The organism is Streptomyces sp. NPDC036764, assembly GCF_055609385.1.
Genome location: NZ_JBVJPT010000001.1, coordinates 1,554,387 through 1,577,792 on the forward strand (window position 1 = coordinate 1,554,387; position 23,406 = coordinate 1,577,792).

General features: G+C 73.1%; 2 protein-coding genes. Both read left to right on the plus strand.

The features are described from left to right. Positions 1–22: 22 nt before the first annotated feature. Positions 23–21,004 carry an SDR family NAD(P)-dependent oxidoreductase gene (locus tag ACZ69Q_RS06440; RefSeq protein WP_471037281.1) on the plus strand — a complete coding sequence of 6,994 codons (20,982 nt, stop codon included), beginning with the start codon at positions 23–25 and terminating at the stop codon, positions 21,002–21,004. A 128-nt stretch (positions 21,005–21,132) separates the two neighbouring features. After that, positions 21,133–23,118 carry an ABC transporter ATP-binding protein/permease gene (locus ACZ69Q_RS06445; protein ID WP_471037287.1) on the plus strand — a complete coding sequence of 662 codons (1,986 nt, stop codon included), beginning with the start codon at positions 21,133–21,135 and terminating at the stop codon, positions 23,116–23,118. Positions 23,119–23,406: the final 288 nt, after the last annotated feature.

Below are 23,406 nucleotides of genomic sequence, written 5' to 3' on the forward strand. Positions count from 1 at the left end.
GCCCGACTTGAGAGAGCCCGCATTGAACACACCCAACCCCTACGTCGAGGCGCTGCGGACCTCCCTGAAGGAGAACGAGCGGCTGCGCCGGCACAACCAGCAGTTGATCTCGGCGGCCGTGGAACCCATCGCCGTCGTCGGCATGGGCTGCCGCTACCCCGGCGGCGTCGCCTCCCCGGAAGACCTGTGGGACCTCGTCGTCGACGGCCGCGACGCCATCGGCCCGTTCCCCGCCGACCGCGGCTGGGACCTGGCCCGCCTCACCGGCGACGGACCCGGCCGCAGCCGCGCCCACGAGGGCGGCTTCCTGGACGCGATGACCGAGTTCGACCCCGGGTTCTTCGGCATCGCCCCCCGCGAGGCACTCGCCATGGACCCGCAGCAGCGGCTCCTGCTGGAGACCGCCTGGGAGGCCCTCGAACGCGCCGGCATCGCCCCCACCGCACTGCGCGGCAGCCGCACCGGCGTCTTCGCGGGCACCACCATCCAGGACTACGGCAAGGTCGTCGCCGAAGCCCGCGAGAACATGGACGTCTACGCCACCACCGGCCACGCCGCCGGCGTGATCTCCGGACGCATCTCCTACGTCCTCGGCCTGGAAGGGCCCGCCGTCACCGTCGACACCGGCTGCTCCTCCTCCCTCGTCGCCCTGCACTGGGCCGTGCAGTCCCTGCGCGCCGGCGAGTCCGCGCTCGCCCTCGCCTGCGGCGCCACCGTCATGTGCACCCCGGGCACCTTCGTGTCCTTCACCGCCCAGGGCGGCCTCGCCTCCGACGGCCGCTGCAAGCCGTTCTCCGCCGCGGCCGACGGCGTCGGCTGGAGCGAGGGCGCCGGCGTCCTCGTACTGGAACGCCTCTCCGACGCCCGGCGCAACGGCCACCCCGTGCTCGCCGTGGTCCGCGGCACCGCCCTCAACCAGGACGGCGCCTCCAACGGCATCAGCGCCCCCAACGGGCCCGCACAGCAACGCGTCATCCGCGCCGCCCTCGACAACGCCGGTCTCACCCCCGCCCAGATCGACGCCGTCGAGGCCCACGGCACGGGCACCACGCTGGGCGACCCGATCGAGGCACAGGCCCTCCTCGCCGCCTACGGCCAGGACCGCGAACGGCCCCTGCTGCTGGGCTCGGTGAAGTCGAACATCGGCCACACCCAGGGCGCCGCCGGAGTCGCCGGCGTCATCAAGACCGTCATGGCTTTGCGGGCCGGCCTGCTCCCGCGCAGCCTGCACGCCGAGCAGCCGACCCCCGACGTCGACTGGACCGCCGGTTCCGTACGACTCCTCACCGCGAACACGCCCTGGCCGCGGACCGACGCCCCACGCCGCGCCGGTGTCTCCTCCTTCGGCATCAGCGGCACCAACGCCCACATCGTCCTCGAACAGGCCCCGCCCGCCGAGGAACCCGAGGCCACGCCCGCCCCGGCCCTGACGCCGTGGCCGGTCTCCGCCCGCACCGCCACCGGCCTCGACACCCAGCTCCACCGGGTCACGGCCGCCGCCGCCGACCTGGCCGCCCTGGACGTCGGCCACTCCCTCGCCGCCGGACGCGGCTACCTGGAACACCGCGCCGTCCTCCTGCCGCACGAGGACGGAGTGAGGGAACTGGCCCGCGGCACGGCCGGAGAGGGCGGACTCGCCGTCCTGTTCACCGGCCAGGGCAGCCAACGCCTTGGCATGGGCGGCGAGTTGTACGAGCGCTTCCCCGTCTTCGCCGAAGCCCTGGACGAGCTGCTCGGCCACCTCGACCCCGCCCTGCGGGACGTGATGTGGGGCGACGACGAGGCCGCGCTCAACCGCACCGAACACGCCCAGCCCGCCCTCTTCGCCGTCGAGGCCGCCCTCTACCGGCTCACCGAATCGCTGGGTGTGCGCCCCGGCTTCGTCGCCGGGCACTCCATCGGCGAGATCACCGCCGCGCACGTCGCCGGAGTGCTGTCCGCCGAGGACGCCTGCGCCCTCGTCACCGCCCGTGGCCGTCTCATGCAGGCGCTGCCCGAGGGCGGCGCCATGGTCGCCGTGGCGGCGTCCGAGGACGCGGTGCGCCCGCTGCTCGGGGACGAGGTCGCCCTCGCCGCCGTCAACGGCCCGGCCTCCGTGGTCCTTTCCGGAGCCGAGGACGCCGTACTCGCGGCCGCCGAGAAGCTGCGCGACGCCGGGCACCGCACCCACCGGCTGACGGTCTCGCACGCCTTCCACTCACCGCTGATGACGCCCGTCCTCGACGACTTCCGCACGGTCGTCGCCGGGCTCACCTTCAACGACCCGTGGCTGCCCGTCGTCTCGACCGTCACCGGCCGCACCGCCACCGCCCGCGAACTGCGCGACCCCGACCACTGGACCCGGCACACCGTCGCCACCGTGCGGTTCGCCGACGCCGTACGCAGCCTCGCCGCCCAGGGCGTGCGCGCCCATCTCGAACTCGGCCCCGACGGTGTGCTCAGCCCCCTCGCCGACGAGACCCTCGCCGACCCCGAGACGATCGCCGTACCCGTCCTGCGCGCCGGCCGCCCCGAGGAACTGTCCCTGATCACCGGCCTGGCCCGGCTGCACACCGCCAGCGCCGCCGGCACCGTCGACTGGGCCGCCCTCTACCAGGGCACCGGTGCCCGCCGCGTGGACCTGCCCACCACCGCCTTCGAACGGCAGCCCTACTGGCCCACCGGCACCGGCCGGGCCCGGGACGCCGCCGGGCTCGGCCTCGGCGCGTCCGGTCACCCGCTGCTGGCCGCCACCGTCGACCTGGCCGACGGCGAGGGCGTCGTCCTCACCGGACGCCTGACCCCCGCCCGGCAACCATGGCTCGCCGACCACGTCGTCCACGGCCGCGTCCTGCTGCCCGGCAGCGCCTTCCTGGAACTCGCCCTGCGGGCCGGCGACGAGGTGGGCTGCGACCGCGTCCACGACCTCACCCTCACCGCCCCGCTCGAAATCGCCGAACGCGAGGCCGTCCACCTCCAGGTACGCGTCGGCCCACCCGGCGCCGACGGCCGCCGCCCCGTCACCGTCCACTCCCGCCCCGACACCGCCGACCCCGACGCCGAGTGGACCGTCCACGCCACCGGCCGGCTCGACACGGCGTCGGACAGCGTGGACCACGCATCCCTCGGCACGGCGTCGGACAGCCCGGCGGACCCGAACCTCGGCACCGCCTGGCCACCGCCCGGTGCCGAACCCATCGACCTCACCGACTGCTACGACCACCTGGCCGACCTCGGCTTCGAATTCGGGCCGGTCTTCCGCGGCCTGAGCGCCGCCTGGCGACGCGGCACCGAACTCTTCACCGAGGCCACCCTGCCGAACGCGGCGCACGGCGACGCCACCGCCTTCCTGCTCCACCCGGCCCTGGCCGACGCCGCCCAGCACGCCGCCACCCACGGCGACCTCGGCACCCTCAGCGAGGGCGGCCTGCCCTTCGCTTGGGAAGGGGTCCGCCTGCACGCCTCCGGCGCCACCGCCCTGCGCACCCGCATCGCCCGCCTGGCCGACGACACCGTCACCCTGACGGCCACGGACCCCGGGGGCAACCCGGTCCTGACGGTGGACGCCCTGCTCACGCGCCCCGCGGCAGCGACCTCCCGCAACGCCCCCGACGCCCTGTTCACCGTCGACTGGCAGACCCTCACCGAGACCACGGACACCGGCCTCCACCTCGTCGTCATCGGGCCCGACGCCGACGGCCTGGCGGACACCCTGCGCGCTCCCGACACCACCGTCACCGCCGCTCCCGACCTCGCCGCGATCGACACGGCACCCCCCGTGGTCCTCACCCGCATCACCTGCGAAACCGACGACACATCCATGCCCAGGGCCCTGCGGGCAACCACCGAACACGTCCTGAGCCTCGTCCGGTCATGGCTCGCGGACCCCCGCTTCACCGACTCCCGCCTCGTCGTCGCCACCCCCGCCACCGGCGACCTGCCGGCCGCCGCCGCACGCGGCCTCCTGCGCACCGCGCAGAGCGAGAACCCCGGCCGCATCACCGTCCTCCACCTCGACGGCCCCGTCGACAGCCCACTGCTGCGCCGCGCCCTGACCACCGCCGAACCCGAAGTGCGCGCCGACGCCGAGGGCCTGCGCGTCCCCAGGATCGTCCGAGCCCCGCGCGCCGCGGCACAGCCGCCGACTTGGGAAGTCTCCGGCACCGTCCTGGTCACCGGCGGAACCGGCGGCCTCGGCGCCCTCGTCGCCCGCCACCTCGTCACCCGGCACGGCGCCCGCGACCTCCTGCTCGTCTCCCGCCGAGGCCCCGACGCCCCCGGCGCCGACCGGCTCACCACCGACCTCACCGAACTCGGCGCCCGCGTCCGCGTCGCCGCCTGCGACATCGGCGACCGCGACGCCCTCGCCCGACTCCTGGACGGCGAGCACCTCACCGCCGTCGTCCACGCCGCCGGTACCGTCGACGACGGAGTGGTCGGCGCCCTCACCGCCGAACGCCTAGACACCGTGCTGCGGCCCAAGGCCGACGCCGCCTGGCACCTCCACGAACTCGCCCCCGGCGTCGGCACGTTCGTCCTGTTCTCCTCCGCCGCCGGCACCCTGGGCGGCGCGGGCCAGGCCAACTACGCCGCCGCCAACGCCTTCCTCGACGCCCTCGCCGCACACCGCCACACCCTCGGCCTGCCCGCGCTCTCCCTCGCCTGGGGTCCGTGGGACGTCGCGGGCAGCGCCATGACCGGCGATCTCACCGACGTGGACCGGGCACGCCTCGCCCGCTCGGGCTTCCCCTTCCTCACCCCCGAGGACGGGCTGGCCCTCCTCGACGCCGCCCCCGCCACCGGACACACCACCGTCCTCCCCATCCGCATCGACCTCGCCGCGCTGCGCACCCGGGACGACGTCCCCGCACTCCTCAGCGGCCTGGCGACCCGCCGCCCCACGACAGGCCGTACGACACTCACCACGGCCGCTTCCGCCACCGCGCCGACGGACGCCCTCGCACAACGGCTCACCTCACTCGAACCCGCCGACCGCAGGGCCGCGCTCCTCGACCTGGTCCGCGAACACGTGGCCGCCGTCCTCGGCCATCAGGACCCCCGACGCGTCGAGGCCGGCCGGGCCTTCCGCGACCTGGGCTTCGACTCCCTGACGGCGGTGGAACTGCGCAACGCCCTCGCCACGGCGACGGGTCTGCGGCTCCCCGCCACCCTGATCTTCGACCACCCCACACCCCGGGCGCTGGCCGAGCACCTGCTGTCGAACCTGCTCCCGGACACCGCCACGGACACGACGGCACAGGTAGCGCCATCCTCGACGACTCACGCCGACGACCCGGTGGTGGTCGTCGGGATGGCGTGCCGGTACCCCGGCGGAGTCCGCTCACCGGAGGACTTGTGGCGGGTGGTGTCGGAGGGTGTGGACGCGGTGGGCGAGTTCCCGTCGGACCGCGGCTGGGACCTGGAACGCCTCTACCACCCCGACCCCAACAATCCGGGCACTTCCTCCACCCGGGCGGGTGGCTTCCTCTACGACGCCGGCGACTTCGACGCGGACTTCTTCGAGATGAGTCCGCGTGAGGCGTTGGCGACGGATGCGCAGCAGCGGTTGCTGCTGGAGTCGGTGTGGGAGGCGATCGAGCGGGCGGGCATCGATCCGTCGTCGTTGCGCGGCAGCCGGACGGGTGTCTTCGCGGGCGTGATGTACAACGACTATCGGGAGCTGTTGCCGGGGGAGGAGTTCGAGGCTTTCCGGGGCAATGGCAGCGCGCCGAGTATCGCTTCGGGGCGAGTTGCTTATGCGCTGGGCCTTGAAGGGCCTGCGGTATCCGTGGATACGGCGTGTTCGTCTTCGCTGGTGGCTCTGCATCTGGCGGCGCAGGCGTTGCGTGGTGGTGAGTGTTCGCTGGCGGTGGCCGGTGGTGTGACGGTGATGTCGACGCCGACGACGTTTGTGGAGTTCTCCCGGCAGGGCGGTCTCGCCGCCGACGGCAGGTGCAAGGCGTTCTCCGACTCGGCTGACGGTGTCGGCTGGGCCGAGGGTGTGGGTGTGCTGCTGCTGGAGCGGCAGTCGGACGCGGTGCGTAACGGGCACCGGATCCTGGCGGTCGTCCGCGGTAGTGCTGTCAATCAGGATGGTGCGTCGAACGGGCTGACCGCGCCGAACGGGCCTTCGCAGCAGCGGGTGATCAGGCAGGCACTGGCGTCGGCTGGGCTGGGTGCCGGGGACGTCGATGTCGTGGAGGCGCATGGCACGGGTACGACGTTGGGTGACCCGATCGAGGCGCAGGCGCTGCTGGCGACGTATGGCCAGGATCGTGAACGGCCGTTGCTGCTCGGCTCGGTGAAGTCGAATCTGGGTCACACGCAGGCCGCTGCGGGTGTCGCTGGTGTGATCAAGAGTGTGCTGGCGATGCGGCATGGTGTCGTCCCGCGCACCCTGCACGTGGATGCGCCGTCCTCGCATGTGGACTGGTCGGCGGGTGCCGTGGAGCTTGTCCGCGAGCCTGTGGCTTGGCCGGACAACGACCGTCCGCGCCGCGTCGGCGTGTCCTCGTTCGGCGTCAGCGGCACGAATGCCCATCTGATTCTTGAGCAGGGGCCGGTGGAGCCGGAGGTCGAGAAGACGGCGGACCCGTCCGGGATCGTCCCCTTGGTCGTGTCCGGCAAGACGGCCGACGCGCTCGACGCTCAACTCGACCGCCTGCGCTCCGGCATTGAGGGCTCCACCCTCAACCTCGGACAGGTACTCGCGACCGGCCGGACCCGGTTTGCGCATCGGGCGGTGTTGCTGGCGTCGGCGGAGGGCGTCACGGAGGCGGCCAGGGGAGTGGTGGCCGAGGGTCCGCTCGCGTTCGTGTTCTCCGGCCAGGGCGCTCAGTGTCTCGGCATGGGTCGTGAACTGTACGACCGATTCCCGGTGTTTGCCCGGGCCCTGGACGAGGTCCTTGCCCAGCTCGACCCTGCCATGCGCGAGGTGATCTGGGGCGAGGACGAGGAGGCCCTGAACCGCACGGAGTTCACCCAGCCCGCGCTCTTCGCCGTCGAGGTGGCCCTGTACCGGCTGGCCGAATCCCTAGGGGTGCGGCCGGACTTCGTGACCGGTCACTCCGTCGGGGAGATAGCCGCCGCGCATGTCGCGGGCGTGTTCTCGCTCGCGGATGCGTGCACGCTGGTGTCGGCACGTGCCCGGCTGATGCAGGCCCTTCCCGAGGGTGGGCTCATGCTGGCCGTGGAGGCGGGTGAGGGCGAAGTCGCTGCTCACCTCGTCGACGGTGTGTCCATCGCGGCGGTCAACGGGCCGTCCTCGGTGGTGCTTTCGGGCACGGAGGAGGCTGTTCTCGCGGTCGCCGCCGCCCTGCCCGGCCGCCGTACCAGCCGCCTACGGGTCTCGCACGCCTTCCACTCCCCGCTCATGGATCCGATGCTGGAGGACTTCCGCGCCGCGATCGCCGGTCTCCACTTCGCCGAGCCGCGCATCCCGCTCGTCTCGAACCTCACCGGCACCCTCACCACCCCGAACACGGCCGACTACTGGGTCCAGCACGTCCGCGAGACCGTCCGCTTCGCCGACGGCATCCACACCCTCACCGACCAGGGCGTGACGCGCTTCCTGGAGATCGGCCCCGACGGCACCCTCACCGCCCTCATCGAGCAGACCGCCCCCCAGGACGCTCTCGTCGTCCCGACGCTCCGCAAGAACCGTTCCGAAGAGGAAGCCGCTCTCACGGCGCTGTCCCGGCTCTTTACGAACGGCGTTCCGGTGGACTGGGCTGCCCTCTTCGCCGCAAACGGAACCGGAATCGGACTGCCTGAGGTCGTCCCGACCTACCCCTTCCAGCGTCGGCGCTTCTGGCCGGAGCGCTCGCTGTCGGTTAAGGACGCCATCGCCCTGGGGCTGGAGCCCGTTGGGCATCCGCTGCTCGGCGCAGCCGTGCCGCCGGCCGGTTCGGACGGCATCGTTCTGACGGGTCGGCTGTCGCTCGCCGCGCACCCGTGGCTCGCCGACCACACGGTCCATGGCCGCTCGTTGCTGCCCGGCGCCGCACTCGCCGAACTCGCCCTGCGGGCCGGTGAGGAGTACGACTGCCGACGCCTCGCCGAGCTGACGCTGGGCACGCCGCTGATCGTGCCCGACGAGGGGGCCGTACGCCTTCAGGTGACCGTCGGCCCGGCCGACGCGGACGGGCGGCGGCCGGTGACCGCGCAGTCGTGTCCGGAAGCCGATCCGGGGGCGTCTTGGACCGTCAACGCGTCCGGGCTGTTGGAGGGTGGGGAGGAAGTACCCGCGTCCGAGCCGGAGTTGGCGGTGTGGCCACCGGCCGGCGCCGAGCCGGTCGAACTCGACTCCTTCTACGCCGACCGGGCGTTGACCGGGTTCGGGTACGGGCCCGCCTTCCGGGGGTTGCGTGCCGCCTGGCGGCGTGGTGACGAGATCTTTGTCGAGGCCGAGCTGCCCGAAGGTACGGAGCCGGGTGGTTTCGTACTGCATCCCGCCCTGTTCGACGCAGCTCTGCACGGTACTTCGCTGCTCGTGGGGGACGGTGTGGTGCCGTTCTCGTGGGAGGGTGTCGCGCTGTACGCCGAAGGGGCCGCGGCGGTGCGGGGCCGGTTGTCGCTTCTCCCGCCGGACCGTGTGCGGGTGACCCTCGCCGACTCGGCGGGACAGCCCGTGGCCGGTGCCGACGCGCTCGCTGTCCGTGCCGTCACGGCGGGGCAGTTGGCCGAGGGAGGCGCGCCCGGACCGCTCTACCGGGTCGAGTGGGTCAGGCCGGCCGTGGACGTGGCCCGCGACCCCGGTGCGGTGTGCGTCTCCGGGGACGGCGACGGCACGTTCGCCGCGGTGTTGCGCGAGGCGGGCCTCGTTTCGGAGGAGGACGGCGCGGAGGCCGAGGTCCTGGTACTGCCGCCGCCCGCGCGGGAGGTGCGGACTGCCGTCGGCGACGCGCTGGCGCTGTTGCAGGGCGCCCTGGCCGAGCAGTCCGAGCGCCGCGTGGTCCTGGTCACCCGGGACGGCGTCGATCCCGCCGGGGCCGCGCTGCGTGGGCTGTTGAGGTCTGCCGCCGCCGAGCACCCCGGCCGGCTGGCCGTGCTCGCCCTCACCGATCCGGCTCCGCAGGCGCTGCGTACCGCACTAGGCTTGCTCGGCGACGGGACCGAGCCCGAGGTCGCTGTGCGGGGCGAGGAGGTTCTGGTGCCCCGGCTGGGGCGGTTGCGGGGGCCGGCCGGTGAGAGGCAGGCACCGGCTTGGGGCGAGGGCAGTGTTCTGCTCACCGGTGGCACCGGGGGGCTCGGTGCTGCCGTGGCACGGCATCTCGTCGCCCGGCACGGAGTGCGGGATCTGCTGCTGGTCTCGCGCCGAGGTCCGGACGCGCCGGGGGCCGCGGACCTGGTCGCCGAGCTGACGGAGGCCGGTGCCCGTGCCGAGGCCGTGGCGTGTGACGTGGCCGACCGTGCCGCGCTGGCGGCGCTGCTGGCCGTGCGGACCGTCGGCGGTGTGGTGCACGCGGCCGGGATCCTCGACGACGGCGTGGTCACCGCGCTGACCGAGGAGCGGGTTTCGGCCGTACTGCGGCCGAAGGTGGAGGCCGCCCGGCACCTGCACGAACTCGTCGACGCCCATGTGCCGTTCGTCGTGTTCTCGTCGGCCGCAGGGGTGCTCGGAAGCGCCGGCCAGGGCAACTACGCCGCCGCCAACGCCGCCCTGGACGCGCTGATGCGCGAGCGGCGCGGCGCGGGGCTGCCGGGGCTGTCGCTTGCCTGGGGCCCGTGGGAGGCCGCCGCCGGAATGACCCGGCAGCTCACCGACGCCGACCGGGCCCGCATGGCACGCACCGGGCTGCTGCCCCTGTCCACGGCGACCGGGCTCGCCCTCTTCGACGCCGCCCTGACCCACGACGAACCCGTCGTGCTGCCCCTGAGCCTCGACACCCAGGCACTGGCCCAAGCCGGACCCGACGCACCGGCCGTACTTCGCGGACTCGTGCGAGACCGAGTCCGGGACCGTGTTCTCGACCGGCGCCGTACCACCGCGTCGCCCACCGCCGGTGACGTGGGTCTCGCGGCCACACTGGGGCGGCTCGGGCCCGAGGAGCAGTGGCGCGAGCTGCTCGGTCTGGTGCGCGGGCAGGTCGCCCGCGTCCTCGGGCACCGCCGCGCCGACGCCGTGGATTCCCGGCGGCCCTTCCGCGAGCTGGGATTCGACTCCCTCACGGCCATCGAGCTGCGCAACGGCCTCGCCGCCGCAACCGGCATGCGACTGTCCGCGACCCTCGTCTTCGACCACCCGACCGCCGCCGACCTCGCCGCGCATCTGCACGAGCTGCTGACCGGCGGCCCGGTCCCCGGCGGGGACACGGCCGAGGCGGACGCCCGGCGGGCCGCCACCGACGACGACCTCGTGGCGATCGTCGGCATGGCCTGCCGCTTCCCCGGCGACGTCGCCTCCCCGGACGACCTGTGGCGGCTGGTGACCGACGGCGTCGACGCGATCGGCGACGTACCCGCGGAGCGCGGCTGGGAGGAGACCAGGCGCGGCGGATTCCTCGGTCGTGCGGGCGACTTCGACGCCGAGTTCTTCGGAATGAGCCCGCGCGAGGCACTCGCCACGGACGCGCAGCAGCGGCTGCTCCTGGAGGTCTCCTGGCAGGCCGTCGAGGACGCCGGGATCGACCCGGTGACGCTGCGCGGCAGCCGTACCGGAGTCTTCGCCGGCGTCATGTACGGCGACTACGGCACGCTCCTCACCGACGAGCGGTACGCGGGCCTGCGCGGCGCCGGCAGTGCCCACAGCGTGGCCTCCGGGCGGGTGGCGTACACCCTCGGCCTGGAAGGGCCGGCCGTCACCGTCGACACCGCCTGCTCCTCCTCGCTCGTGGCCCTGCATCTGGCCGCCCAGGCGCTGCGCGGCGGCGAGTGCACCCTCGCCCTGGCAGGCGGCGTGACGGTGATGGCGACCCCCTCGACCTACGTCGAGTTCGACCGCCAGGGCGGCCTCGCCGCCGACGGCCGCTGCAAGGCGTACTCCGACACGGCCGACGGCGTCGGCTGGGGCGAGGGCGTCGGCCTGGTCGTGCTGGAGCGACTGTCCGACGCCCGCCGCAACGGGCACCCCGTGCTGGCGGTCCTGCGCGGCTCCGCCGTCAACCAGGACGGCGCCTCGAACGGCCTGACCGCACCCAACGGCCCCGCTCAACAGCGCGTCATCCGCCAGGCGCTGGCCGCCGCCGGGCTCGACCCGAGCGACGTGGACGCCGTCGAGGGCCACGGCACCGGAACCCGGCTCGGCGACCCCATCGAGGCGCAGGCCCTGCTCGCGACGTACGGACAGGACCGCGCGCAACCCCTGCTGCTGGGCTCGGTGAAGTCCAACATCGGGCACACCCAGGCCGCCGCCGGAGTCGCCGGAGTCATCAAGACGGTGTTGGCCCTGCGGCACGGGATCGTGCCGCGCACCCTGCACGCCGACACGCCGTCCACGCACGTGGACTGGGAGACGGGCGCCGTGCGCCCGGTGCGTGCGGACACCTTGTGGCCGGAGGTGGACCGGCCGCGCCGGGCAGCCGTCTCCTCCTTCGGCGTCAGCGGCACCAACGCCCACCTCATCCTGGAGGCCGCCGCGCCTCAGTCGCCCGAGCCCGAACGGGAGCCCGCCGCCGTGACACCGGCCGTGGTTCCCTGGGTGATGTCGGCCCGCACCCCCGCCGCTCTCGACGCCCGAAAGGCCCGGATCGCCCACCGCGACGACATCCTGGACGTCGGCTTCACCCTCGCGGCCACCGCCCGCACCGCCTTCCCGCACCGCGCCGTGGCCCTCGCCACGGACACCGGCGGCCCGGTCGAGATCGCCCGGGGCATCGCCGCCGAACCCGGCCCGACGGCCTTCCTCTTCTCCGGTCAGGGCGCCCAACGCCTCGGCATGGGACGCGAGTTGTACGACCGCTTCCCGGTCTTCCGCGCCGCCGTGGACGAGACGCTGGAGCTGCTCGACCCAGGTCTGAGCGGCGTGTTGTGGGGCACCGACGAGGCGGCGCTGAATCGGACCGGCGCCGCCCAGCCCGCCCTGTTCGCCGTCGAGGTCGCCCTGTACCGGCTGCTGGAGTCCCTCGGCCTGCGCCCCGACGTCGTGGCCGGGCACTCCGTCGGTGAGATCGCCGCGGCGCACGTCGCCGGAGTGCTGACGCTGTCCGACGCCTGCCGCCTGGTCACGGCCCGGGCCACGTTGATGGAGGCCCTGCCGCAGGGCGGTGTCATGGTCGCCGTCGAGGCCGGCGAGGACGACGTACGCCCCCACCTCGCCGCCGGGGCGTCCCTCGCCGCCGTCAACGGACCCGCCGCCGTGGTCGTCTCCGGCGACCCCGGCGCCGTCGAGGCGACCCTCGCCGCGCTCCCCGGCCGGCGCGCCACCCGCCTCCCGGTCAGCCACGCCTTCCACTCGGCGCACATGGACCCGATGCTGTCCGACTTCCGTGCCGTACTCGACACCCTGGAGTTCCGGGCGCCATGCCTGCCCGTCGTGTCCGCCCTCACCGGAACCGCCGTCGGGGAGGACGAGTTGACCGACCCAGGCCACTGGGTACGGCAGGTGCGCGACACCGTCCGCTTCGCCGACGCCGTCCGCGCCATGGCCGGCACCGGGGTACGGACCTATGTCGAGGTCGGCCCCACCGCCGCTCTCTCGGCGCTCGTCGAGTCGATCCTGTCCGAGGGCGCCGACACGGACCTGGACCCCGAGGCCGAATCGGATGCCATCGCCTTCGCCGTGCCGGTGCTGCGGTCGGGCAGGCCCGAGGAGAGCACGCTGGTCACCGCGCTGGCCCGGCTGTTCACGACCGGTGTGCCCGTCGACTGGCCCGAGCTCTTCGCCGGGACGGGCGCCATCCGCACCCGACTGCCCGGATACCCCTTCCAGCACCGCCACTACTGGCCGACCGCCACAACCCTCCGCGGTGACGTCCGCGGCTCCGGACTCACGGCCGTGCACCATCCGCTGCTGGGAGCGGCGGTCCGCCTCGCCGACAGTGACGCCGCCCTGTTCACCGGCCGCGTCTCCACGGCGACCCATCCCTGGACGACGGGGCATCGCGTCGCCGGCCGGGTCGTCCTGCCCGGCACGGCCCTCGCCGAACTCGTCGCCCGAGCCGGCGCCGAACTCGGCCACGGGCACATCGCCGAACTCACCCTCGCACAGCCACTGGTGCTGCCCGACAGCGATGCCCTGACCCTTCAGGTGTCGGTCGCCGAACCCGACGACGCCGGCCTGCGCCCCGTCACCGTCTCCTCCCGGCACGACGGCGACCCCGACGCGCCCTGGCTGCGCCATGCCGTCGGCCTGCTCGCCGCCGACACCACCGTCGCACCCGGCCTTGAGCCGGGAACCGAAGCGGCCGCCTCGTGGCCGCCGGCCGGCACGGAGGAGGTCGATCTCGACGCCTTCTACGCCGAACTGGCCGACACGGGCCTCACCTACGGCCCGCCGTTCGGCGTGCTCACCGCCGTCTGGCGGCGCGGAACCGAGGTGTTCGCCGAGGCCGCCCTCCCCGACGACACCGACACCGACGGCTTCCTCCTGCACCCCGCCCTGTTCGACTCCCTCCTGCACGCCGCCGCGTTCACCGGGGGCACGCCGGGGCTCCCGTTCGCCTGGCGTGACGTGGACCTGTATCTGCACGGCAGCCGCACGGGTGCACGTGCGCTGCGCGCCCACATCGTCCGCGACGCGGACACGAGTACGGACATGGGTACGGGCGCCGCCACGGACGCTGTGCGCCTCACGGTCACCGACCCCTCGGGCACACCGGTGGCATCCGTGGGTTCGCTGGTCACCCGACCGCCGTCCCCGACCAGCGGCACGACGGCCCCCAACGCCCTGTACCGACGTGCCTTGGCGCCGGTGGCGTACCCCGAAGCGTCGACGGCTCCTCGTCTCGCCGTACTCACCACGGACTCCGCCCCGGCCTGGGCGCCACAGGACGCCGAGATCCTGCGCGTCCTGGACGCCGCCCCCGACCCCAACACGGCGGCGCCGGATCTCGTCCTCACGGAGATCACCGCCGGGGAACTGCACACCACACTCCGCCACACCCTCGACCTCCTCCACACATGGCTCGCCGCCAGCCAGTTCACGACGTCCCGCCTGGTCGTCGTGACCGTCGACGAGGAATCCCCGGTCCTCGAAGCCGTCCGGGGTCTGACCCGCTCGGCGGCGAACGAACACCCCGGCCGCCTGGCCCTGCTCACCCGCGACCCCAGCGAGTCCCAACTCCCCTCCCCGGCACGGCTACTGAGTGCCTACGAGACAGGCGAGACGGAGATCGTCACACGCGGCACAGACCTGCTCGCACCCCGCCTGACCCGTCACGAGCCCGCAACACCGGACGACGAGCGAGACATCTGGACGGGCCCGGGCAGCGTGCTCATCACGGGCGGCACCGGCGGCATCGGCGCGGCCCTGGCACGCCATCTCGTCACCCACCACGGAGCACGCGACCTGCTGCTGGTGTCCCGGCGAGGGACGAACGCCCCGGGCGCCGCCGAACTGCGCGCCGAACTCACGGAGTTCGGTGCCCACGTGGAGATCGCCGCCTGCGACGTGTCCGACCGCGACGCGCTGGCGGACCTGCTCACCGGCCGCACCATCGGCGCCGTGGTCCACACGGCCGGCGTCCTCGACGACGGCGTCCTCACCGCGCTCACCCCTGAGCGCCTCTCCGCAGTCCTCCACCCCAAGGCCGACGCCGCCCGGCATCTGCACGAACTCCTCCCGGACGCCCGGGCGTTCGTCCTGCTCTCCTCTGCGGCCGGCGCCTTCGGAGGTACCGGCCAGGCCAACTACGCCGCCGCCAACGCCCACCTGGACGGCCTCGCCGCGCACCGCCGTGCCCTGGGCCTGCCCGCGACCTCCCTCGCCTACGGGCCCTGGGCGATGACCGACGGAATGACCGGCGAACTCGACCACGCCGCCCACGAACGCCTGACACGATCCGGCTTCCGGCCGCTCACCGTCGAGGAGGGCCTGGCCCTGTTCGACGCGGCAACGGCCGATCCAGCCGCCTCGGTCCTGCTGCCCGTACGGCTCGACCACCCGGCCCTGCGGTCGCGCGCCGACGTCCCGCCGCTCCTGAGGGGCCTGTTCCGGGGCCGTACGACCGCCGCCGGCGAGGGTGACCTCGTGCGCCGCCTCGCCGGGAGGACCGCAGAGGAACAGCGGGCCCTGCTCCTCACCGTGGTGCGCGCCCGCGCCGCAGCAGTCCTCGGCCACGACGACACCGACTCCGGCGCCGGCTCCATCGAACCCCGACGTCCCTTCCGAGACCTGGGCTTCGACTCGCTGACGGCGGTGGAACTGCGCAACGGCCTCGCCGCTGCGACGGGTCTGCGGCTGCCCGCCACCCTGGTCTTCGACCACCCGTCGGCCGAGAAGCTGGCCGCTCATCTGCATGAACAACTTGCGGGCGCCGAGACGGCACCGCGGGTGATTCCCACCGGGATGCCCCTCGCCGACGATCCGGTCGTGATCGTGGGGATGGCGTGCCGCTACCCCGGCGGCGTGTCGTCGCCGGAGGACCTGTGGCGGCTGGTCTCGGAGGGCGGTGACGCGGTCGGGGAGTTCCCGTCGGACCGTGGCTGGGACCTGGAGCGGCTCTACCACCCCGACCCGCAGCACACCGGCACCTCCTCGACCCGGGCCGGTGGCTTCCTGTCCGACGTCGCCGGGTTCGATCCCGAGTTCTTCGGGATGAGTCCGCGTGAGGCGTTGGCGACGGATGCGCAGCAGCGGTTGCTGCTGGAGTCGGTGTGGGAGGCGATCGAGCGGGCGGGTATCGACCCGACCTCGCTGCGCGGCAGCCAGACCGGTGTCTTCGCGGGCGTGATGTACAACGACTATCGGGAGCTGTTGCCGGGGGAGGAGTTCGAGGCTTTCCGGGGCAATGGCAGCGCGCCGAGCATCGCTTCGGGCCGTGTCGCCTATGCGCTTGGCCTCGAAGGACCGACGGTGACGATCGACACGGCATGTTCGTCGTCGTTGGTGGCTCTGCATCTGGCGGCGCAGGCGTTGCGTGGTGGTGAGTGTTCGCTGGCGGTGGCCGGTGGTGTGACGGTGATGTCGACGCCGACGACGTTTGTGGAGTTCTCGCGGCAGGGTGGGTTGGCGGCGGACGGTCGGTGCAAGGCGTTCTCCGATTCGGCTGATGGTGTTGGCTGGGCGGAGGGCGTGGGCGTGCTGCTGCTGGAGCGGCAGTCGGACGCGGTGCGCAACGGGCATCGGATTCTCGCCGTGGTGCGGGGTAGTGCGGTGAATCAGGATGGTGCGTCGAATGGGCTGACTGCGCCGAATGGTCCGTCGCAGCAGCGGGTGATTCGACAGGCGTTGGCATCGGCCGGGTTGTCCGCCGCCGAGGTGGATGCGGTCGAGGCGCACGGTACGGGCACGACGTTGGGTGACCCGATCGAGGCGCAGGCGCTGCTGGCGACGTATGGCCAGGATCGTGAACGGCCGTTGCTGCTCGGCTCGGTGAAGTCGAATCTGGGGCACACGCAGGCCGCTGCGGGTGTCGCCGGTGTGATCAAGAGTGTGCTGGCGATGCGGCATGGTGTCGTCCCGCGTACCCTGCACGTGGATGCGCCGTCCTCGCATGTGGACTGGTCGGCGGGTGCCGTTGAGCTGGTCCGCGAGCCTGTGGCTTGGCCGGACAACGAACGCCCGCGCCGGGCCGCCGTTTCCTCCTTCGGCCTCAGCGGCACCAACGCCCACGTCATCCTCGAAGCCGGCCCCGAGCAAGAGCCTGCCGCCGACGGCAGTGAGCGCACAGTCCCGTTGGTCGTCACGGCACGTTCGGAAGCGGCACTGGACGCCCGAATACGGCAACTCCAGCCAAGCGAGCCGTCGGTGAACATCGGTTTCACGGCAGCGACCGGCAGGGCTTCCTTCGCTCACCGGGCGGTGTTGCTGGCGTCGGCGGGGGGCGTCACGGAGGCGGCGAGGGGAGTGGTGGCCGAGGGTCCGCTCGCGTTCGTGTTCTCCGGTCAGGGCGCTCAGCGTCTCGGTATGGGTCGTGAACTGTACGACTGTTTCCCGGTGTTCGCCCGGGCGCTGGACGAGGTCCTTGCCGGGCTCGACCCTGCCATGCGCGAGGTGATCTGGGGTGAGGACGAGGAGGCCCTGAATCGCACGGAGTTCACCCAGCCCGCGCTCTTCGCCGTCGAGGTGGCCCTGTACCGGCTGGCCGAATCCCTAGGGGTGCGGCCGGACTTCGTGACCGGTCACTCCGTCGGTGAGATAGCCGCCGCGCATGTCGCGGGTGTGCTGTCGCTCGCGGACGCGTGCACGCTGGTGTCGGCACGTGCCCGGCTGATGCAGGCACTTCCCGAGGGCGGGCTCATGCTCGCGGTCGAGGCCGCCGAGGACGAGGTGATCCCGCACCTCACCGACCACGTGAGCGTCGCGGCGGTCAACGGCCCGACCTCGATCGTGCTCTCCGGCACCGAGGAGGCCGTTCTCGCGGTCGCCGCCGCCCTGCCCGGCCGCCGTACCAGCCGTCTGCGGGTCTCGCATGCCTTCCACTCCCCGCTCATGGATCCGATGCTGGAGGACTTCCGCACCGCGATCGCCGGTCTCCACTTCGCCGAGCCGCGCATCCCGCTCGTCTCGAACCTCACCGGCACACTCACCACCCCGGACACGGCCGACTACTGGGTCCAGCACGTCCGCGAGACCGTCCGCTTCGCCGACGGCATCCACACCCTCACCGACCAGGGTGTGACGCGCTTCCTGGAGATCGGCCCCGACGGCACCCTCACCGCCCTCATCGAGCAGACCGCCCCCCAGGGCGCTCTCGTCGTCCCGACGCTGCGCAAGAACCGTTCCGAGGAAGAGGCGCTGGCTGTCGCGTTGGGCCGGCTCTTCGTGGACGGTGTACCCGTCGACTGGGCGGAGTACTTCGCCGGTACCGGCGCCCGACTCACCGACGAACTCCCCACCTACCCCTTCCAGCGGCAGCGCTTCTGGCCGGAGTCGCGAACCGGGCTGGGCGGCGGTGATGTGCGCTCCGTCGGGCTCGTGCCGGCCGGGCACCCCGTGCTCGACGCGGCGATGCTGCTCGCGGACGGCGGCGGCGCGGTGTTCACCGGCCTCATGTCGCCGCAGGCGCAGCCCTGGCTCGCCGACCACACGGTGCTCGGACGCACCCTGGTGCCCGGCGCGGCCCTGGTCGACCTCCTGATCCGGGCCGGTGACGAAGTCGGAGCCGGGCGTATCGAGGAACTGACCACGGTCGCCCCTCTCGTGCTGCCCGACGACGGCGCACCCGTCAGATTGCAGGTGCGCGTCGATGGCGCAGACGACGACGGGCGGCGCACTTTCGCGCTGCACGGACGGCCCGAGCGGGCCGGCGTCGACGCTCCCTGGACGGCGTACGCGCACGGTGTGCTCACCCACGCCCTTGCCGAGGGGGTGGCTCTGGGTACGGACGTGTGGCCTCCGGAGGGCGCTGAGGCCATCGAACTCGCCTCCCACTACGACATGTTGGCGGACGCCGGCTTCGACTACGGGCCGTCGTTCCGCGCACTGCGCCGAGCCTGGCGGCGGGGCGACGAGGTGTTCGCGGAGGTGTCGTTGGACGCGGACACAGACGGGGACACCGGCATCGATACGGCCACGGATACCCGCGGATACGGGGTTCACCCGGCCCTCCTCGACGCCGTACTGCACGCGGCCGGCTTCACGGGCGCGGGCGGCGGTGACGGTGCGGCGCTCCCCTTCTCCTGGGAGGACGTGGCCCTGTTCGCCTCCGGTGCCGGGACCGTGCGGGCGCGGCTGGAGCGGACGGGGGAGCGGACCGTGCGTATCGCGGTCGCCGACACCGGGGGCGGGGCGGTCCTCAGCGTCGGCGGGTTGACCGTACGGCCCGTCGACGGCGAACAGATGGCCGGTGCCGGGTCCGCCGCCGCGCCGGACGTGTTGTTGCGGACGGTGTGGACACCGGTCGGCGAGCTCACCACCGGCATGCCCGCCGACCTGCCCGCCGAGATCGCCGTACTTGGAGAGCTGTCCGAGGATCTCGCCGGTGAGCTGGCCACGGCCGGGGTCAAGGCGGTGGCGTACGACGATCTCGCCGCCGTAGCGGCGCATCACGGCCTCGTGCTCGCTCCGCTGCGCGAGACCGGCACCGATCCGGCCGACTCCGCCCATGCACACGCGCGTGCGGCGCTTTCCCTCGCCCGGACCTGGCTGGACGACGAACGCCTCGCCGGGGCACGGCTCGTCGTCCTGGAGCGCGGGGCCACCACCGGGGCGGAGCCGGGTGCCGCCGCGGCGTGGGGGCTGCTGCGGTCGGCGCAGAGCGAGCATCCCGGCCGGATCGGCCTGCTCGACGTGCCCGGGGATCCGGCCGGCCTGGCCCGTGCGTTGAGTGTCACCGAGCCGGAAGTGGCCGTGGTGGACGGCGAGGTGCTGGTCCCACGGTTGGAGCGAGCGTCCATCGACGGCTCCAAGGGCTCCGACGGTTCCGACGGCTCTCACGGTTCCCGCGGCCCCGATAGTTCCGGCGGCTCTCACGGTTCCGGCGGCCCCGATGGTTCCGGCGGCTCTCACGGTTCCGGCGGCCCCGATGGTTCCGGCGGCTCTCACGGTTCCGGCGGCCCCGATGGTTCCGGCGGCTCTCACGGTTCCGGCGGCCCCGATGGTTCCGGCGGCCCCGACGGCCAGCCGGAAGCCGGCGTATCCCTCGGCCGCGGCGGAGCCGTGCTCATCACCGGTGGCACCGGCGGCCTCGGTGCCCTCCTCGCCCGCCATCTTGTCGCCCGGCACGGCGTACGCGATCTGCTTCTGCTGTCCCGGCGCGGGGCCGAGGCGCCCGGCGCCGCGGATCTCGTCGCCGAGCTGACCGGGCAGGGTGCCCGCGTCGAGGCGGTGGCCTGCGATGTCGCGGACCGGGACGCCCTCGGGACCGCCCTCGCCGGGCACCGGGTCGGTCATGTCGTGCACGCGGCCGGCGTACTCGACGACGCGACCGCCGCGCATCTGACGCCCGAGCGGGTCGCCGCGGTCCTGCGGCCCAAGGCCGACGCCGCCTGGCATCTGCACGAACTGCTGCCGGACGTACGATCGTTCACGGTGTTCTCCTCGGCGGCCGGCACCTTCGGCAACGCCGGCCAGGGTGCGTACGCCGCCGCGAACGGCTTCCTCGACGCCCTCGTGCGGCACCGTCGAGACGCCGGGCTGCCGGGCCGGTCCCTGGCCTGGGGGCCGTGGCAGCAGGCGGACGGCATGGCCGGCGCGCTGAGCGCACGGGACGTCGAGCGGATGCGTGCGGCCGGGTTCCCGCCGCTGAGCACCGACGAGGGTCTGGCGCTCTTCGACCTGGCCGTCTCCGCCGCCGACCCCGTCCTGCTGCCGGTGCGGATCGACGTGGCCGCGCTGCGCGCCCGCGGCGCCGACGTACCCGCGCTGCTGCACGGCCTGGTCCCGGTACGCCGGTCGGTGGCCCGGCCGACCGACTCGGGACTCGTGGCGCGGCTCGCGGCGCTCGACGAGGACGAAGGGCGAGTGGCCGTACTGGAGCTGGTGCGGGACCAAGCCGCCCGGGTGCTCGGGCACCGGCCCGGCAGCACCACCGAGGTGGGACCGGCCCGGGCCTTCCGCGACCTCGGATTCGACTCGCTGATGTCGGTGGAGCTGCGCAACGCGCTGAGCACCGCCACCGGTCTGCGGCTGCCCGCCACGCTGGCCCTGGACCACCCGACGCCGGAGGCGGTCGCCGCGCACCTGTACACGCTGCTCGCACCCGAGCCCGAGCGGACCGGGGCCGACGGCCTGCTGGCCGCCCTGGAGCGGGTCGAGCAGTTGATCGCGGCACTGCCGGAGCCGGCCGCCGACGGCGCGGCGCACCGGCAGATCGCGGGACGCCTCGACGTCCTGCGCACACGCTGGTCGGCGCTCGCCGCGGCGGGCGCCGCACCGCAGCAACTGGACGTGGACGACCCGGAGAAGGCGACGGCGCTCGACATGGACAACCTGTCGGACGACGAGATGTTCGCCTTCCTCGACGACGAACTCGGCAATGGGTGACCGAGGGGTGGAGAGCTTCCACTGATGTCCCCGGACGCGCCACGCCTAGCGTGGGCGAAACCGGTACACGAACGGCGGACCAGCGGCGCGGCCGGGTCCCTGAGCCGAAGAGGCGATGAGACGTGGGCATGGTCAAGACGGACGACGGTCCGGCCATAGAGGTGCGTGATCTGGTACGCGCCTATCGCGGCCGGGGCGGTGAACTCATCAGAGCCAATGACGGGTTGACGTTCAGCGTGCCGCGCGGGCAGGTGTTCGGCCTGTTCGGTGCCAACGGCGCCGGCAAGACGACGCTCGTCCTTCAGATGCTGGGGCTGGTCCGCCCCACGTCCGGCTCCATCACCGTCAACGGCATCGACGTGGTGCGCCACCCCGAGCTGGTGAAGTCCACCGTCGGCTTCCTGCCGCAGCGGGGCCTGTCGATGCGGCTGATCGAGGCCCGCCGCGCCCTGCACTACACGGGGCGGCTGCGCGGCCAGAGCGAGACGGACGCCCGGCGCCAGACCGACGAACTGATCGACGAGCTGGGTCTCGGGCCGTACGCCGACCGGCAGGTGGAGCGGCTCAGCGGTGGCCTGATGCGGCTGGTGAACTTCGGCATGACCCTGATGGGCCGCCCCGAACTCATCGTGCTGGACGAGCCCACCAACGAACTCGACCCGCACAACCGGCGGTTGATCTGGGACATCGTGCAGCGCCGGGCCGCCGAGGACGGTACGACGATCGTCCTCGTCACCCACAACGTGCTGGAGGCGGAGAAGGCCGTCCACCGGGTCGCCGTCATGCACGGCGGCCGCATCACCGCGATGGGCACTCCCGGCGAGCTCAAGGAACAGACCGGCGCCCAGGCGCGGTTGGAGCTGTTCGTCCGCGACGGCGGCAACCTCACCGAGGCGGAGGCCGCCCGGCTCGGCCGGATCGGTGTCGTCTCACCCGGCGACCGCAGCGGCAGCTACCTAGTCACCGCACCGCCCGACCGGATCCAGCCCCTGCTGGAGGTCCTGGTCACCGACGTCGGTGTGACCCGCGTCGACGACTTCCGGTTCGCCCGGCCCACGCTGGAGGACGTCTACCTCAGCCTCAAGCCCGAACCCGTCAGCCTCAAGCCCGAACCCGTCGGCGAACCGGAGGAACCGGCCGAGTCCGAGCCGGCCCACCAGGCGCCCGACTCGTCCGGACCGCCGCCCCCCGTGAAGGAACTCGCCACCGTCGGTGCCCCTGGTGCCGAACCCGAAGCCGCCGCGCCCACGAGCACCCCGCCCGCCGCCCGGCGCACCCCGCTGCCCGCCGCCGCGCATACGCCCCGGCCGGCGCCCCCGAGCGCCCCGACCCCCGCCCGGGTCCCCCGGCGCACCCTCGGGTCACGGCTCGCCAACTTCGGCACCTCCTTCAAGTACCTGTGGTTCGAGCACATGCTGATCGTGCGGACCTCCTGGCACGTCCACATGGTCTTCGGCATCTTCATGCCGCTGACGATGGTGTTCGGGTTCTCCCGCATCGGCAGCGGCCTCACCGACCAGGCAAGCCTGCTGTACATCGCGAGCGGCTCCGGCGTGTTCTCCATCGCCGCGCTCGGCACCACGGCCATCGCCCAGCGCATCGGCGCCATCAAGGCCGAGGGCTCGATGATGTACTACGCCTCGCTGCCCATCAGCAAAGTGGCCTTCGTGACGGCGTTCGTCGCAGCCCGGCTGCTGCTCATCGCGCCCGGCCTGGTCACCTCCCTGCTCGCGGTGGAGGTGCTCTACGACATCAAGCTGACGCTGTCGCCGACGCTGCTGTTCGTGTACCCGCTGACCGCCCTGCCGCTCGCCGCGCTCGGCCTCGTCATCGGCAGCCTCATCGACCGGATCGAGCTCATCTCCATCGTCACCTACATGCTCAACTTCCTGCTGCTGCTGGGCGCCCCGCTGCTCATCCCGATGGAGTCCCTGCCGGTCGCCTTGCGCGTCATCAGCTACGTCATGCCGACCAGCTACGGCGCCGACGCCATCCGGCACAGCGTCACCGGGGACATCGACGGCATGTTCGCCCTCGACGTGGCCGTCCTCGCCGTCGCGTCCGTGGCGTCGCTGTGGATCGCCGACCGGGCGTTGCGCTGGCGCGCCTCCTGACACCGGCACAGGACCAGTGTTTTCCCCAGTGACCGCCCCGCCGGGACGCCGATAGCATTCTTTGCGGATCCAGAGGGTGAATGTCCGACGGCCGTTCTCCGGGCCTGGTGCGAGGCCGGAGAACGGCCGTACGGGTCCCTCGGAATCATCTCGGAGAACGGTAAGAACGGCACCGGAAAATCGGCTCGGCGCATTCGGGAAAACCGGCGGGAACACCGGGAGAGGGAGCCGTCCCTTTTCATCGTCTCTTTCGTCTCCTTCCGGTTCTCCGTGTGTTTTCCGGGCCGG

Coding starts and splice junctions, on each gene's coding strand:
- ACZ69Q_RS06445 (WP_471037287.1), top strand. CDS start 21,133: ATGGTCAAGACGGACGACGGTCCGGCCATAGAGGTGCGTGATCTGGTA.